We start from the raw sequence: 15,665 nt of genomic DNA, 5'->3' as shown, positions 1-15,665 counted from the left end.
TCTTCCAAATGCTTCGCCCCTACTAACAACTGTACGGGCGAAGCATTTGCAGAACTATTTTTGGCAATGACGGATGATTTATCTTCCAAATGCTTCGCCCCTACTGACAACTGACAATTGACCAATTCCACATTTTCGGACACCACTAAATTATGATCGAATTTTGTAACCATTTCCTGTAACTTACACGATGTCTGCTCATTCTTTACCTGAATCTACCAACCTTTGGCATGGTTTAGAAGTTGATAAAGCCTTAGAAATGCTTGATAGTGACGCAAACAGCGGCTTAACCTCCCCAGAAGTTGAACAGCGTCGCCAAAAATATGGACTTAATGAACTCGAAGAACAGGTCGGTCGTGGCCCTTGGCAAATTCTGCTAGATCAGTTTACCAATATCATGTTATTGATGCTGATTGCCGTTGCCCTCATTTCTGGTTTTTTGGATTTACTGGCTTTGACTGGGGGGACATTAAAACCCGGTGAAGTGCCATTTAAAGACACAATTGCCATTATGGCTATCGTTATCCTCAATGGTATTTTGGGCTATGTGCAAGAAAGCCGGGCTGAAAAAGCTCTAGCAGCCTTGAAAAAACTATCTTCTCCCTCAGTCCGAATCCTCCGTGATGGTAAACTGGCGGATATAGCAGCGAAGGAGCTAGTTCCAGGGGATGTGATGTTGCTGGAAGCTGGGGTGCAAATAGCTGCTGATGGTCGCTTAATAGAACAGTCTAATTTGCAAGTGCGAGAATCGGCTCTCACAGGTGAAGCCGAAGCTGTCAATAAGCAAGCCATTCTCACATTACCAGAAGATGCACCCTTAGGCGATCGCCTCAATTCAGTTTTTCAAGGTACGGAAGTTGTCCAAGGTCGGGCTAAGGTACTGGTAACTCACACCGGAATGCGAACAGAACTAGGCAAAATTGCCGCTATGTTGCAGTCTGTGGACGGTGAACCTACGCCTTTACAGCAACGCATGACCCAATTGGGTAACGTTCTCGTTACTGGTTCTTTAATTCTTGTAGCCATAGTAGTTGGTGGTGGACTTATTCATGATCTAACTAAAGGAATAGGTTGGAAGAATTTACAAGAACTGGTGGAAGTTTCTTTAAGTATGGCGGTAGCGGTAGTTCCTGAAGGTTTACCTGCGGTAATCACTGTGACTCTGGCTTTGGGAACTCAGCGCATGGTTAAGCATAATGCTTTAATTCGCAAACTCCCAGCGGTAGAAACTCTTGGTTCTGTAACTACTATTTGTTCTGATAAAACCGGAACTCTAACTCAAAATAAAATGGTGGTACAGTCGGTGTACACCAATAATTCTCCCTTTCGCGTCACTGGAGAAGGTTATACTCCCATTGGCGATTTTCAGTTAAATGGTGAAAAAGCCAATTTAGATGAATGTCCAGAAATTTCTGCTTTGCTTGTTTCCTGTGCGGTTTGTAATGATGCTGTTCTGCAACAACAACAAGGAGAATGGGCAATTTTAGGCGACCCGACAGAAGGGGCTTTAGTGACTTTGGCAGGAAAAGCCGGAATTGAACAAGACCAATGGAGTAGTAAATTACCTCGTGTGGCGGAATTTCCCTTTTCCTCAGAACGGAAGCGCATGAGTGTGATTTGTCAATTAGAAGCTGTAGCTACCGGTGATACTTCTTTAACCGCCATTGACCCAGCTATTGCTGGTTTTGTGGAATCTGAAAAATACTTAATGTTTACCAAGGGTTCACCAGAATTAACTTTGGAACGGTGTACAAAAATCCATTTAGGTAATCACTCGATTCCTATCAGTGACGAACACCGCAGCCAAATTTTGGTAGCTAATGACCAAATGGCGGGTAAAGGTTTGCGGGTGTTAGGTTTTGCCTATAAACCTTTGGCTGAAGTTCCCCCAGATGGTTCTCATGATACATCTGAGGTAGATTTGGTTTGGTTGGGGTTGGTGGGAATGCTAGACGCGCCTCGTCCAGAAGTGAGGGCGGCTGTGCAAGAATGTCGCAAGGCGGGAATCCGTCCGATTATGATTACTGGCGACCATCAATTAACTGCTCAGGCGATCGCTATTGATTTGGGAATTGCCCAAGCAGGTGATAGAGTCCTCACTGGTAAGGAATTACAACTTCTCAGTGACCAGGAATTAGAGGAACAGGTGGACTTAGTTAGTATTTACGCGCGAGTCTCCCCTGAACACAAATTAAGAATTGTCCAAGCCTTACAACGTCGCGGGCGATTTGTAGCTATGACAGGCGATGGGGTAAATGACGCTCCCGCCCTCAAACAGGCTGATATAGGCATTGCCATGGGCATCACAGGTACAGATGTGAGCAAAGAAGCCAGCGACATGATCCTCCTAGATGATAACTTCGCCACCATAGTTGCTGCCACGAAGGAAGGTAGAGTTGTTTATACCAATATTCGCCGCTTTATTAAATACATTTTGGGTAGTAATATTGGGGAAGTTCTCACCATTGCGGCTGCGCCATTGTTGGGATTAGGAGGCGTTCCCTTGAGTCCTTTGCAAATTCTCTGGATGAATTTGGTAACAGACGGTTTACCAGCTTTAGCATTAGCTGTAGAACCACCAGAACCTGATGTGATGGAACGTCCCCCCTTTAGCCCCCGTGAAAGTATTTTTGCTAGGGGTTTAGGTTCTTACATGATTCGCATTGGGATTGTTTTCGCTGTGATTACAATTATCCTCATGGAATGGGCTTACCATCATTCTCATGCAGCCGGGTATCAAGGAGATCCAGATACTTGGAAGACAATGGTATTTACTTCATTATGTCTAGCGCAAATGGGTCATGCGATCGCTATTCGTTCTAATAATAGACTTACCATCGAAATGAATCCTTTTTCTAATCCTTTTGTATTGGGGTCAGTCATTGTCACCACGATTTTGCAATTGATGTTAATTTATGTTCCACCCCTGCAAAGTTTCTTTGGTACTCATCCACTCAGTTTAGAAGAATTAGCAATTTGTATCGGTTTTAGTGCTTTAATGTTTGTCTGGATTGAAGGGGAAAAAATATTCTTCCGCTTAATGGGCAAAAAAACTGTTTAATTGGTAAATTGTCAGAATCAGGACTTGCAAATTAACAGGATGTAATTTCATGATCTTTGGATTTTTTTATCCTGATTCTGATATTTATTACCAATTATTCATCAATATGTATCTAAAAATCAACTTCGACGAGATAAGAAAACCCTTTGGGTGCGTTGACAATTCTAGTATTAATTAGGAGATAGCTATCATGGGTGAATCCAAACGGAGAAAACAGCAAGATCCCAACTACGGGAAAGTTAAAAATCCTGTCAAAAATCTGATGAAAGTTTTTTGCCCGTTTTTTGAGGATTACGATAATTTATCTCATCTCGATGGTGATAGTATATCGTTGATGATCGCTAAGGAAGGGTACAAAGAAACGGGTTTGAAAGGCATAATTGTCACAGGATATCTCGCTGAACATTTATTAAAAGACTATCCTCCTGAATCTGAATTAGTCAAAGCTTTCAAACAACATGGAAATATTTATGTTACTTCCACATTAGCCCTAGCGTATTTGGAAAATGATATAAACAAAGAGGAAAATCTGAGGAATTTTGATACATACGACCCATTAAATGACTTTATATGTATGAAAAGCGATTCTAAAAAATACCAAGTAAGTTTGGTAACAGGATCTTAAAAAAATTTTCTCATCTCCCGAAAAATCCCCAAAATATCCCCGACTTCTGAAAATAATTTTCTCATCTCAAGAATAACTTATTATAAAAGTCGGGGATTTTGAATCTTCAGCTATTATGTACTTAAAAACTCTACACCTCAAACAATTTCGGAATTACCAAAACCAAAAAGTTGAATTTACCGCTGCTAAAACAATTTTAGTTGGTAATAATGCTCAAGGAAAATCGAACTTGTTAGAGGCTGTGGAGTTATTGGCAACATTGCGATCGCACCGCATGGCACGCGATCGTGATTTAATTAAGGAAGGTGAATCTACAGCCCAAATTCATGCCAACCTAGACCGGATTCATAGCCATAGTGATTTAACTCTCACCCTCCGTCGTCATTCTCGTCGCAGCGTGGCTATAAATGGCGTTACAGTCCCCAGACAAATGGATTTTCTGGGGGTTCTCAATGCGGTGGAGTTTTCTAGCTTGGATTTAGAATTGGTGCGTGGTAGTCCTGAAATTCGTCGCAACTGGCTAGATACGCTCTTGATTCAATTAGAACCAGTTTATGCCCACATTTTGCACCAATATCACCAAGTTTTACGCCAACGCAATGCTTTTTTAAAACGTTACATAAATACACCAGAAAAATCTCTACAATCAGAATTAGCTATCTGGAATGCACAATTAGTAACTGCGGGGACAAGGGTAATCATCAGAAGAGATAGAGCTATTAAAAGATTATCCCCCATAGCTTCTGCATGGCACGCTAGTATTAGTGGAGCATCCGAAGTTCTGGAAATTAATTATGCTGCTAATATTCCCTTAGAAAAAACTTCTCCTCAAGAATTACAAGGGGCTTTTTTTGCTAAACTACAACAAAGAGCCGTTGCAGAATTACATCGAGGGATAACTTTAGTTGGACCCCACCGCGATGAAGTAGAATTAATTATTAATCAAACTCCCGCGCGTCAATATGGTTCTCAAGGTCAGCAAAGAACATTAGTTTTAGCTTTAAAATTAGCAGAATTACAATTAATTGAAGAAGTAATTAATGAACCACCATTACTATTATTAGATGATGTTTTAGCCGAATTAGATCCATCTCGCCAAAATCAATTACTTGATGCTATTCAAGACCGATTTCAAACCTTAATTACTACCACTCATTTGAGTGCTTTTGATGTTCAATGGTTGAAATCTTCCCAGGTTTTATATGTAAATGCAGGGAAAATAGATAATTGACAATTGGGTAATCTTCTTCTTCCTTCTGATTAACTGACAACTGTACGGGCGAAGCATTTGGAGAACTATTTTTGGCAATGACCGATAATTTATCTTCCAAATGCTTCGCCCCTACTAACAACTAAAACTTTTCCAGTCTTTTAAAAATGTGTAGAATAATTACAGTTAAAATAGCACCCATTAATCCTAATTGCCATAAACCGCACCCAGCAGCAATTCCCAAAGCCGCAGCTACCCAAATCGCAGCGGCAGAAGTCAAACCATGAATTTCCGGTGATTTTGATGTTTGGGAAGATTCACGTAAAATTTCCCCAGCGCCTAAAAACCCCACTCCAGCAGCAATACCTTGAACTACACGACTAAGGGAATCAGCACTAAGTTGTGTACCACCTGTTTGGATAGTGATGAGAGTAAATACGGCTGAACCCAAACTTACTAACATATGGGTTCTTAAACCTGCCGGTTTATTTTTTAGTTGTCGTTCTAAGCCAATTAAAGCTCCAATAAACAAGGCAAAACATAAACGAAGTCCAGTGTTTAGCCAGTCACTACCGGCAATATAATAAGGATTGATCAATTTTTTTCGGTGGTAAATAATTTAATAAATGAAATCGGGGCATTGTTCGGACTAATTGGTAATATAGTAACAAAAAGTATGTAATAAATATTATTTAATAAATTGAGTGGATAAACTCTATTGGCTTGACCAAATTAAACTACAAGACCTCGCTAAAGTTGGCGTGCAGGCGTTCGATTTAAGCAAAATCAAACAACGGGGTTATCCTGTTCTTCCTGGTTTTGTGGTAGAGGCAGATGTTTTACGGCAATTTCTAGAAACTCTCAATAGTTCAGAGTCGTTAATTGCTGATTTACCCTATTCTTCTCTACATTTAGATGTACATAATTGGCGACAACTGCAACAGGTAGCCGGACGCTTACGTCAGGAAATTATCTCAGCGACTGTGCCACCTCATTGGGTGAGGACAATTTTTCAAGCTGCGCGACAATGGCAAAGAAGCAGTTTAATTTTGCGTCCCAGTTTGGCAATATCAAATAACCAAGAAATGAAAAATGTATCTGGGTTATTAGAACCAGTATTTTGCCCTTGTGAAGAAGAGGAAATAGGTGAAGCTTTAAAACAGCTTTGGAGTCAGTTATTCCGAGCGAGAAGTTTACTATATTGGCATAGTGCGGGGATTAGTTTGCCCAGCATTAATTTAGGGGTGTTAGTGCAACCAGTTGACAATGCGATCGCTTCTGGTGTAATCAATACTAAATCATCGGCATGGGATATTGAAGCTACTTGGGGTTTAGGACTAGCAATTACCAACGGTGAAGTATTACCAGATGTTTACTACATAGAACCAAAAACCGGCGCAGTCGTAGAAAGACAATTGGGTAATAAAATGTTGGCGTATCGTCTTCATCATGGTAATGCTTTTACAGATGAACAACTGCAACCAACATTAGATACTGATTTTTTATTAGCTTATATTTTAGAAGAATCCCAACAACAAGAATATGCTTTGCCAGAAGAATTTTTGCAAGAATTAATTACTGTCAGTAATCAAATAGTCAGTGAATTGGGGGCAACTTTAACAATGAAATGGACAGTTGCCAAAGAATCTTTAGCCACAAAACTCTATATTACAGAAGTCACTGTTCCCCAATCTGTAAATAAGAGTGTGCAATTTATTCAAGGCATTGGGGCAGCCAGAGGGAGAATTATTGCTAATGCCCATATTTTTAGTTCATCACAAAAAGCAATCCAAGTTCCTCAAGGTGTAATTCTCATCGCCCCAGTGATTACTCCTGATTGTTTGCCCTTACTACAAGGAGTTGCGGGGATTATTACAGAACAAGGAGGATTAACTAGCCACGGGGCGATTTTAGCCAGGGAGTTGGGTATTCCTGCGGTGGTGAGTGCCACAGGTGCAACCACTCTTTTACAAGCAGGTGAAAAGTTATTATTAGATGGTAATAAGGGTGAAATATATCGTTTCACAGAAGATAAAGAAAACTTTCCTAGTGAGGAGATAGAAGAATTAATCAAAGAGGAAAAAATTGTCAATTATCAGCCGATAAATTTACCAATAATTGCCACTAAGTTACTCGTAAATTTGAGTCAAGGACGATTAATTGAACAAGTAAAATGTTTACCTGTAGATGGGTTAGGATTATTACGTTCAGAATTGATGATGTTAAATATTCTGGAGGGAGAACATCCTCAAGAATGGTTAATAGCTGGAAGAAAAGCGGAATTATTAGAGTTATTATCTGAGCAGATTAAGCAATTTGCTCGCGCTTTTTCACCCAGACCTATTTTTTATCGCTCTTTAGATTACCTACCCCATGATTTATTATTATCACAGTCATCAATTTATAGTGAGCGAAATCGAACTATTCTTGGTGACAGGGGTGTTTTCAGCTATATGCAAAATCCGGCGGTTTTTGAATTGGAATTGCAAGCTTTAGCGATAGTTCAAGCGTCTGGTTATAGAAATATTAATTTGCTATTACCTTTTGTCCGCAGTGTTGAAGAATTTATATTTTGTCGTCAAAAAGTTGAGCAATTTGGGTTAACACAAATATCCCAGTTTCAATTATGGATCATGGCAGAAGTTCCTAGTATTTTATTTCTATTACCTGAATATATTAAAGCTGGTGTGGCAGGTATTTCTATTGGCACAAATGATTTAACTCAATTACTATTAGGAATAGATAGGGAACAGGGAAAATTAGGGAGAATATTTGATGAAAGTCATCCAGCAGTAATGGGGGCAATATCTCAATTAATTAAAATGTCTCAAGCTGGAGGTATTCCCTGTTCTATTTGTGGTCAAGCCCCGGTGCTTTATCCAGAAATGATTGATAAATTAATAGAATGGGGGATTAGTTCTATTTCTGTAGAACCGGAAGCGGTGGAAAGGACTTATCAAGCGATTTCTCGTGCTGAACAAAGATTAATTTTAGCAGCAGCACGACGACAACTTAGCAACTTAAAAAATTAATATCGGCAAATAGCCGCTACTTTCACTCCGCTAGGCATTGCTTCTGGTTCAAGAGTATAAACTTTACCACCATTTAAGATGGTGTGAATTACCGCAAAATCTAACATATCTTCATCATCTGGTGCTGGTTCTGGATGTAATTCAACTGTAGCAGTTGGTAAATCAAATTTACCCCATATATGTTGTTTTAGAGGCACAAACAAAGTATCAACTCTTTGATAATATGCAGCCGGAATAATTGCTTTGATATCATTGGCAATTTTGTTACTTTCTTCCCCAGATAGTTGCAGATAAACAGCCATTAGATCTTCATATTCCTGTTGAAATAAAGGGTTAACAATTTCCCAAGCTGCATGATTTAATTCTTGCATTTTGAGGATTTCTGCATTGCCAGTAATCCCTGTTTCTGCTAAATATGGATAAGTATTAGCCTGTCGGTAAATTGGTAATAAATATTCTACTCCTGCTAATATTAAAGGTGCTTTTTCACGTCGCAATTTTTTATGTAATGCACTATCAACAGCATAACAAAATTGCAAAATATCTTCTTCATGTTTCTCTCGATCTGGATTACCCTGTCCATGCACAGAACCAGGGTGTTGAGCCGCAGAAGTCGCACCTCTAGGGATACCAATTCTATGCTGTACGCCTTTTTGAAATTCATCTTCTAAGAGAGTTTCATCCAAACTATGAGGCATATTTTCTACTTCTACTTCATTAATTTGGTAGCGTGTGCCTGAGTAAAGTTTGACATTCTTTTGACTTAAAGCCAAAATGTAGAATTTTCCATCATTATTAATCAGATTTAATAAGGGTTTGATATGAAAATTCTTGCCAACAACCACTAATTGGGGAAAAGAAATTGGTAAACAATAGTAACGAAATAGATTGGGGGAAATAAAAATTACTAATCCCTGATTTTGAATTTCCCAAAAATCAGTGTTGTCTAATTCCATCGCTGGTTTGAGCAAATTTACAGTCTCAGCATGGCGTAATCCTGTTTCATCTAAGCGGTTTTCAGCTTCTCGAATTAAATTTTTAAACCGAATCGGATTTTGTCGCGTATCTCCTCCTAGTTTTTCCATAGGTAGATACAGAGAAACGCATGGATACTCAGGATTTTGGACTAAATTTTTGAGTTCATCAAGAGAAAATATAGTCATAGATTTCATCCCTGTCGAGGATAATTACAGAATCTAGATTCCATTCAACTCTTGATGTGGAAATTCTGCATCTTGCTTTTGACAAGAAATTAACTGCTTTCTATTCCTTTTTATAGATATATAGCAATTCGTATTTGATTTGTGATAGCGTAGCGTGCCGTAGATATACATTGCAAGAGTCAGATCCCCGACTTCTCTAAGAAGTCGGGGATCTGATATTCAAGTGGGTTATAAATGGGTGTAGAAAGAATTATTGCGGTTTGAGAATACTGGGAATTGTAGCGAGGATGCGTGTGACAATTTCTTCTGGTGTTTCGGTCGCGCTCATAGTAATATGTAAGTCAGCTTGGGAGTACATTGGTTGACGTTGTTCCCAAAGCGATGTCAATTTACTTTCGATATCGGCATCTTGTAAAAGTGGTCTGGTATTGTCTTCCGCTAACCGCTGTAAGATTATTCCTATTGGTGCATCTAACCAAATTATCAACCCATGATGGAGATAACTCCAATTCTGCTGCTGCATGGGAACACCCCCACCCGTAGATATAATCAACTTAGTATAAGCACAAGCTTGAGCTAAAACATCACTCTCTAATTGCCGAAACTCCGCTTCACCATTTTCGGCAAATATTTCATTAATAGATTTACCTGCGGCTTTGATTATGACTTCATCTGTATCTACAAATCTATAACCAATTTCTGCGGCTAATAACTTTCCTACTGTTGTTTTCCCAACTCCCATCATGCCAATTAAATAGAGGTTGACTCCTTTTAATATATCAATCATCAGTATTTTTCTCCTGTAAAATTATTAATTATTATTAAAGCTTAAATTAGCGTTTTTGTGGTTTATTTTCGTTGTCATCCTCAAAATCATCATCTTCAAAAAAATCCCAGTCATCATCATCTGTAACTTGAGTTTTGCCTGATTCTTGGTAAGGAGGAATAATTACCCGATAATCAGCATCATAAACAGATTCGGTTTTACCCACAGCAGTATTTTTCGGTGATTGGGAACTATAGGAATAAACGGAACTATTGCGGGAATTATAACTTTGTTGACTTGGGGAAGTTTCTGTTACTGGTTCTGAATTTTCGCCATTATCCCAATCATCTTGATTGCGATTTGTGTCCCAATCGTCAAATTCATCATCAACTTGATTAACGGTTGGTGGAGTATTTTGTCTAACACGGGGTGGAGTGGGAATTGATTTGGGTAGAGGTTGTGGTGCTTGTAAATTTAAATCAGTCGCAAATTTTAACAATCTAGTAATTATTAAAGATGTGAAAATACCAGCAGTGATACTTAATAAAATCCACAATGCTAATGGTAATGCTTGAGTTCGCATCCCCAAAAACATTAATGGAAGTGAGGGCGACAAATTTTGAACTAATATTATTATTAGTCCCAGCATTGCCGTCACCAAGATAATTAAGCGAATTACAGCCATAAAAAATTCAAAATTGCAGCAGGATTCTAAGAATACACCAGGAAAAAACAGATGAATATAGCTGTTGCCACAAAAGAGCAAAATAGAATTAAGAATTAAGAATTAAAAATTTAGTTTTTTAATTTTTAATTTTTAATTTTTAATTGCTATAAATGACCTTGCCATCGCTGAATTGGTATACAGTCAATATCTAATTGATCCAGAGCGCGAGCTACAACAAAATCAACTAAATCCTCAATGGTTTGTGGGTTGTGATACCAAGCAGGAATAGCGGGGACTATTCTCACTCCAGTTTCCGCTAAGGTCGTTAAGTTCCGCAGGTGAATTAAACTAAAAGGGGTTTCTCTGGGGACAATTACCAGTTTACGTCCTTCTTTAATTTGGACATCTGCGGCTCGTTCTAGTAAGTCGGAACTTAGCCCCCCAGCAAGTTTTGCGACTGTACTCATACTACAAGGGATAATGATCATCCCCAACGTGCGGAAAGAACCACTGGCAATACCCGCACCAACATCACTCCAAGGATGACAGCGGAGTTTACCTTGTTCGGGAACTCCGGCTTGTTCTCGCCAAAATTGCTCTTGTTTTTCTGGTTCTCCTGGCATTCGGATTTCCTGTTCTGCCTGCCAAACTGTGTAAGTAGATTTAGATGCCACCAGTTCAATTTGATATTCTGCGGCTAAGAGGAATTTAAGAGCGCGAACGGCGTAAATTAGACCAGATGCACCTGTTACGCCCAAGATTAAAGGTTTTGTGTTATTAGTCATTTGTCAGTGGTCAGTGGTCAGTGGTCATTTGTCAGTGGTCAGTTGTTAGTGGTCAGTGGTCAGTGGTCAGTGGTTAATATTTAAGAGCAACTAAGTAGGTGAACACAATAAAACCAATCTGTATAAAGAAAAGTAAAATCGCCCAAACCCTCTTCACTCTTGCCTCTTGACTTTTGCCTCTTGCCTAGTGCCATAACGACGATTTTCAATGCTAACCTACTTAACAACGGACAACTGACAAAGGACAACTGACAACTGACTATTCTTGATCATAAGGTTCTCTGTCAAAAGATATGGCTTTGCCACGCAAGCTATCGCTTTGATTTTGTGGATAAATGTCTCCTGTTTCCTCATTGCCAGTATTCTCGCTCATGGACTTAGGTAAACCATCAGCACCAACTGTCACTAAATCAATTTGTTGACGGTAGTAATCAACACTTTTGACTTGTACCATACAGCTATCGCCCAATCGGTAGGAAGCCCGATTTTTTCGCCCAAATAACGCTTGTTGTCTGGCACGATATTCATACCAATCGTCTTTGAGGGAACTGACGTGAACCAGTCCTTCTATTCGTAAGGTATTAGCGAGATTACCTTCTGTGGGCGATTCTACTGGGACTTCAATTTCCACAAAGAAGCCGTAGGATTGAACACCAGTAATTACTCCTGGAAATACTTCGCCAATGCGTTGTTTCATTAAGGAGGCTTTTTGGAGTCCGGCTAAATCAGCTTCAGCTTCTTGGACTTCTTTTTCTCGGTCATTAATTTGGACAATGACTCTGGTTAAGTCGCTTTGCAGTTCTTGTTGGAGTTCTGGGGGGAGAACGTTCCAATTGATTTCTTCGTGACAATTAGAATGGCGCAGGTTTATCCGATCTTTGACGCGGGTATTCCGGCGATCGCGCCCATGCTCTAGTAAGTTATGATACACCCGTTGCAAGAGGATATCTGGATAACGACGTAAGGGGGCAGTTATGTGGACATATTGGGATAAAGCTAGTCCAAAGTGAGAACTTTTGGTAATGCTATATAAAGAAGGCTTGAGAGTGTCTTGTAATAAATAGGTGAGAACTTGTTCTGATGGGGAATCGGCAAAAGCTCCCGTCAAGTGTTGATAATCTAGAGGTTGGATTTCTAATTCTGGATCAAGTCCTAATTCCACACCTAAATTAACGGCTAGTTTGAGCATTTCCTGAACATCTTCGGGATCAGGTGTGCCTTGAACTCGCCATAAACTGGGAACTCCCAAGGCGCTGAGATGATCAGCCATGAGTTGATTAACTAATATTACCAATTCGGTAATGAGCGATCGCCCAGGTAAGTCATTAACCACTACCGATCCCATTGCTCCTTCGTCATAGTAAGGGTTGTGGCTGGGTGGGAGATTTAACCGTAAGCTGCCCCGCTGTAGACGTACCTGCTTAATAGCAGTAGCCAAAGTCTGCAAATCTGGTAATTTCTCTTGGACTTCGACTGCCACTTTGCTGCTTTCACCGGCAAGAATAGCTGCTGTCTCTACTTGACTAACAGCTACATCTACATTAATGACACTAGGTTGAATTTCCCATTCCTCCACTTCTCCTGATTGGGGGTCAATGGTGATGATAAAAGAGAGAGCCAAGCGATCGCTACCAGGGACTAAAGAACACCGTTGTATCACCACTGCTGGCAACATTGGCAGTAGTAATTCTCCCAAATACACTGACTTACCCCGCTTGAGAGCTTCCCTGTCTAGAGCCTCATCGGGTTGGATATAGTGGGAAACATCTGTAATGTGAAATAATAATCGCCAATTATCATCAGTAGTTTTTTCCACACTGAAGGCATTTTCAACCACAGACTCATCACTGTTGACACTCTTAATGGTGAAGGTAAAAACCTCACGTAAATCGAGACGATTTTTCAGGTCTGCTTTCAGGAGTCTCTTGGGTAACTTTGCTGCTGCATCGAGGATAGGATCAGGAAAAGTTCGGGATAAATCATGTTTACAAGTTACCAAATCTATATCCGCTGCGGCTTCAGCATCACTACCCAAAATTTGCACTACTCGACCCAATGGGGGATATTGTGCGAGGGGATAGCGAAGAATTTCTACATGAGCTAAGTGATCAATTGCTTCTTCCAACTTCATGCTGTTGAGTTGTAGTTTTAGTTCAAACAGCAATCTGTCATCCAAAGGGACAGCCCGAAAACCTTCCTCCACCTGCTTAATTCTGGCGAGTAAGGTGTGATTAGACCGCTCCATAATCAACTTCACCTCACCTTCCGGCGATCGCCTGCGACTGCCTTCCTTGAGGACTCTTACCAAAACGCGATCGCCATTCCAGGCATTGCTCAAATGACTTTCACGGATGTAAATATCCTCTGAGCCTTCGCTATCTTGAATCGCAAAGCAAAAGCCCTTACTAGAACAACGGAGTTTAGCCTCAATCAAGCCTTCTTCGGTAACGCGGCGATATTTCCCCCGTTCCTTCACCAAAAGCCCGATTTTTTCCAACACATCCAAAGTAATTTGGAGTTTTTCTAGACTTTCTTCATCCTCACAACCCAGTTTTTTTTCTAGGACTTTACGAGCCACTAATTTATCATCTGTAAAATTGGCAAGAAGTGTAGCGATTGAAAATTCCATGCAGTGAACCGACCTTTGGTCAAAACATCATTTGTTGTCGAATCTGGCTCTTTACTGTATTCCCTCGCGGTTTACAGACACTTGCTTACGAATTTCGCCTTTGCGTAGTGTTTCGTAGAAAAGGCAAGTCCGCTCATCGCGCAGCGTGGCGTTAGCCATAGTCATTGTCAGATGAAGCCCCTGCGTTGACTTCTCACTGCACGACAATCTCAGCGTTTGCTTACGTGACCCTTGACTTGATCTAAACAATCTTGACCATGCACTCCTGATACCTAATAATTAAACACTACGTAATTTAGATAATGAGTTAGTGAGAGACTTGGTTTGGAGAACTCTCTATCTCACCCACAACCCACAAACTACAAACTAGTTTAACTACAGGTGTTTGATAGTTTAGATGTAAGGCAATTCCACGACATCAATATCTGATAGCATAGCGTGGTGTTGGCCATGTCTTCACTAGAAGAAACCGCTGAAAAACCCAATTCTCCCTTATGTAGAATCGGTAACAATCAGGTAAGCAGTAAAACACAGGCAACGAAGGCAAACCTTATCTTTATTATTGTAGATTTAGAGCGCACTTCTTTAAAAATACTTCTAGATATCTAATTGGTTAATTAGTATAGCATTTAAAGATAGACGACAATTTGTGATCAACAACTGTTAGTATCAGGACATATTTAACGTCGTGAGTGCTTAGTTCTCAGTAAGACTTTATATTGAAATATAGGGTTTTGTCTAGGGGATGGTCAGTGGTCAGTTGTCAGTTGTTAGTAGGGGCGAAGCATTTGGAAGATAAATTATCGATCATTGCCAAAAATAGTTCTCCAAATGCTTCGCCCGTACAGTTGTCAGTTGTCAGTTGTCAGTTGTGCGCTGACTAGCAATTTATGTTATTAGGAAAATTTAGATAAAAATGGTTGAAAGTATGATGTTGGCACAATTCCAGAATTTGTACCCCAACGGCAGTATTATCTCAGAATTAATAGAAATTTTTCAAGGGAAATATATCGTCCGTGTCAGTATACAACTCGAAGGTATCACCAGGGCAACGGCGATCGCAGGAGCAGAAACAGTAGAAGCAGCAGAAGACCAGGCTAGAAACAGAGCTTTAACGGTTTTGGGGGTCAAAAATACACCGGGGGAAGTCACAAAATCTGTCTCCCCATTAGTTACCACTCCACAAATAAAACCCACTTTCCAGGAATCAAAACCTGTTCCCCCTGTTAACAATACACAGATATATACACCACCGCTACCAGAAGAAGAAATTGATCCCAAATTTCCAGAACCAGAAATATTTTCTCATCAAGAACCAGAATATCCACCTTTATCAGAAGTCCCCCCTAGTAATGTCACGCCATTTACACCTCGCAGTTATACCCCTTATGAGGATACTGGTGTCCAGTCAGTCGTCGGTAAAAAGAAAAGACATAATGAACCAGTAAATTTATCTGATGTCATTGCCCAAACAGACGTAGAAATCGAGCGCTTAGGCTGGACACCAGAACAAGGTAAAGATTATCTGGTCAAAACCTACAGTAAACGAGGACGTTCTCTGCTGAGTGAAGAAGAATTACGAAATTTTCTCACTTACCTCAAATCTCAACCAGATCCAATTGCGGGATTTTAGAATCAGGAGTCAGGAGTCAGGAGTCAGGAGGAAGAAGAAAGAAGAAAGAAGAATTTTCTCATTGACAACTGACAACTGTACGGGCGAAGCATTT

At 40.1% G+C, this 15,665-nt stretch carries 11 protein-coding genes; 5 read left to right on the top strand and 6 right to left on the bottom strand.

Annotated elements, in window-relative coordinates; translation table 11 throughout:
- The first annotated feature begins 190 nt into the window (after positions 1-190).
- From FJR06_RS01425 to recF, 3 genes are all read left to right on the top strand, one after another.
- Positions 191-3,061, top strand: a complete 2,871-nt coding sequence (locus FJR06_RS01425) for a cation-transporting P-type ATPase (protein WP_168650477.1) — start codon at positions 191-193, stop codon at positions 3,059-3,061.
- A gap of 190 nt (positions 3,062-3,251) precedes the next feature.
- Positions 3,252-3,686 (top strand): hypothetical protein, encoded by a 435-nt coding sequence (locus tag FJR06_RS01420; protein ID WP_168650476.1) that lies wholly within the window; start codon positions 3,252-3,254, stop codon positions 3,684-3,686.
- Between the two features lie 115 nt (positions 3,687-3,801).
- On the top strand, positions 3,802-4,917 hold the full coding sequence (gene recF, locus FJR06_RS01415; protein WP_168650475.1) for a DNA replication/repair protein RecF: 1,116 nt from the start codon (positions 3,802-3,804) through the stop codon (positions 4,915-4,917).
- A 121-nt stretch (positions 4,918-5,038) separates the two neighbouring features.
- Here the strand turns inward: recF and FJR06_RS01410 are convergent, their stop codons facing one another.
- Entirely contained in the window at positions 5,039-5,494 is a 456-nt protein-coding gene (locus tag FJR06_RS01410; RefSeq protein WP_168650474.1) for an MgtC/SapB family protein, read from the bottom strand.
- Positions 5,495-5,600: 106 nt separating this feature from the next.
- Here FJR06_RS01410 and FJR06_RS01405 point away from each other — a divergent pair, with 106 nt between their 5' ends.
- Positions 5,601-7,928 carry a putative PEP-binding protein gene (locus FJR06_RS01405; protein ID WP_168650471.1) on the top strand — a complete coding sequence of 776 codons (2,328 nt, stop codon included), beginning with the start codon at positions 5,601-5,603 and terminating at the stop codon, positions 7,926-7,928.
- On the opposite strand, the gene FJR06_RS01400 is transcribed toward FJR06_RS01405, so the two are convergent.
- The 5 genes from FJR06_RS01400 to FJR06_RS01380 form a co-directional block, all read right to left on the bottom strand.
- Complete coding sequence (locus FJR06_RS01400) at positions 7,925-9,091, bottom strand: hypothetical protein (protein ID WP_015083156.1); 1,167 nt, start codon at positions 9,089-9,091, stop codon at positions 7,925-7,927. The genes FJR06_RS01405 and FJR06_RS01400 overlap by 4 nt on opposite strands.
- Positions 9,092-9,341: 250 nt before the next feature.
- A complete protein-coding gene (locus FJR06_RS01395) occupies positions 9,342-9,878 on the bottom strand; it encodes a shikimate kinase (RefSeq protein WP_015083157.1) in 537 nt (178 codons plus the stop codon).
- Between the two features lie 46 nt (positions 9,879-9,924).
- Positions 9,925-10,542 carry a LapA family protein gene (locus tag FJR06_RS01390; RefSeq protein WP_168650469.1) on the bottom strand — a complete coding sequence of 206 codons (618 nt, stop codon included), beginning with the start codon at positions 10,540-10,542 and terminating at the stop codon, positions 9,925-9,927.
- Positions 10,543-10,688: 146 nt separating this feature from the next.
- Positions 10,689-11,309, bottom strand: coding sequence for a flavin prenyltransferase UbiX (locus FJR06_RS01385; protein WP_168633931.1), 621 nt, complete (start codon positions 11,307-11,309; stop codon positions 10,689-10,691).
- A gap of 259 nt (positions 11,310-11,568) precedes the next feature.
- A complete protein-coding gene (locus FJR06_RS01380; protein ID WP_168650467.1) occupies positions 11,569-13,938 on the bottom strand; it encodes a ribonuclease R family protein in 2,370 nt (789 codons plus the stop codon).
- 931 nt (positions 13,939-14,869) lie between these two features.
- Here FJR06_RS01380 and FJR06_RS01375 point away from each other — a divergent pair.
- Positions 14,870-15,571 (top strand): hypothetical protein, encoded by a 702-nt coding sequence (locus tag FJR06_RS01375; protein WP_015083162.1) that lies wholly within the window; start codon positions 14,870-14,872, stop codon positions 15,569-15,571.
- Positions 15,572-15,665 lie beyond the last annotated feature (94 nt).

The sequence above is a fragment of the Dolichospermum sp. UHCC 0352 genome, from assembly GCF_009711925.1.
GTDB classification, from domain to species: domain Bacteria; phylum Cyanobacteriota; class Cyanobacteriia; order Cyanobacteriales; family Nostocaceae; genus Dolichospermum; species Dolichospermum lemmermannii.
The sequence above is the reverse complement of the archived record's forward strand: the minus strand, read 5'-3'. Positions and strand labels throughout refer to the sequence as shown.

What these genes read in the sequence shown, in the direction of transcription:
- recF (WP_168650475.1), top strand. Translation starts at nt 3,802, where the DNA reads ATGTACTTAAAAACTCTACACCTCAAACAATTTCGGAATTACCAAAAC.
- FJR06_RS01380 (WP_168650467.1), bottom strand. Translation starts at nt 13,938, where the DNA reads ATGGAATTTTCAATCGCTACACTTCTTGCCAATTTTACAGATGATAAA.
- FJR06_RS01395 (WP_015083157.1), bottom strand. Translation starts at nt 9,878, where the DNA reads ATGATTGATATATTAAAAGGAGTCAACCTCTATTTAATTGGCATGATG.
- FJR06_RS01390 (WP_168650469.1), bottom strand. Translation starts at nt 10,542, where the DNA reads ATGGCTGTAATTCGCTTAATTATCTTGGTGACGGCAATGCTGGGACTA.
- FJR06_RS01385 (WP_168633931.1), bottom strand. Translation starts at nt 11,309, where the DNA reads ATGACTAATAACACAAAACCTTTAATCTTGGGCGTAACAGGTGCATCT.
- FJR06_RS01375 (WP_015083162.1), top strand. Translation starts at nt 14,870, where the DNA reads ATGTTGGCACAATTCCAGAATTTGTACCCCAACGGCAGTATTATCTCA.
- FJR06_RS01400 (WP_015083156.1), bottom strand. Translation starts at nt 9,091, where the DNA reads ATGACTATATTTTCTCTTGATGAACTCAAAAATTTAGTCCAAAATCCT.
- FJR06_RS01425 (WP_168650477.1), top strand. Translation starts at nt 191, where the DNA reads ATGTCTGCTCATTCTTTACCTGAATCTACCAACCTTTGGCATGGTTTA.
- FJR06_RS01420 (WP_168650476.1), top strand. Translation starts at nt 3,252, where the DNA reads ATGGGTGAATCCAAACGGAGAAAACAGCAAGATCCCAACTACGGGAAA.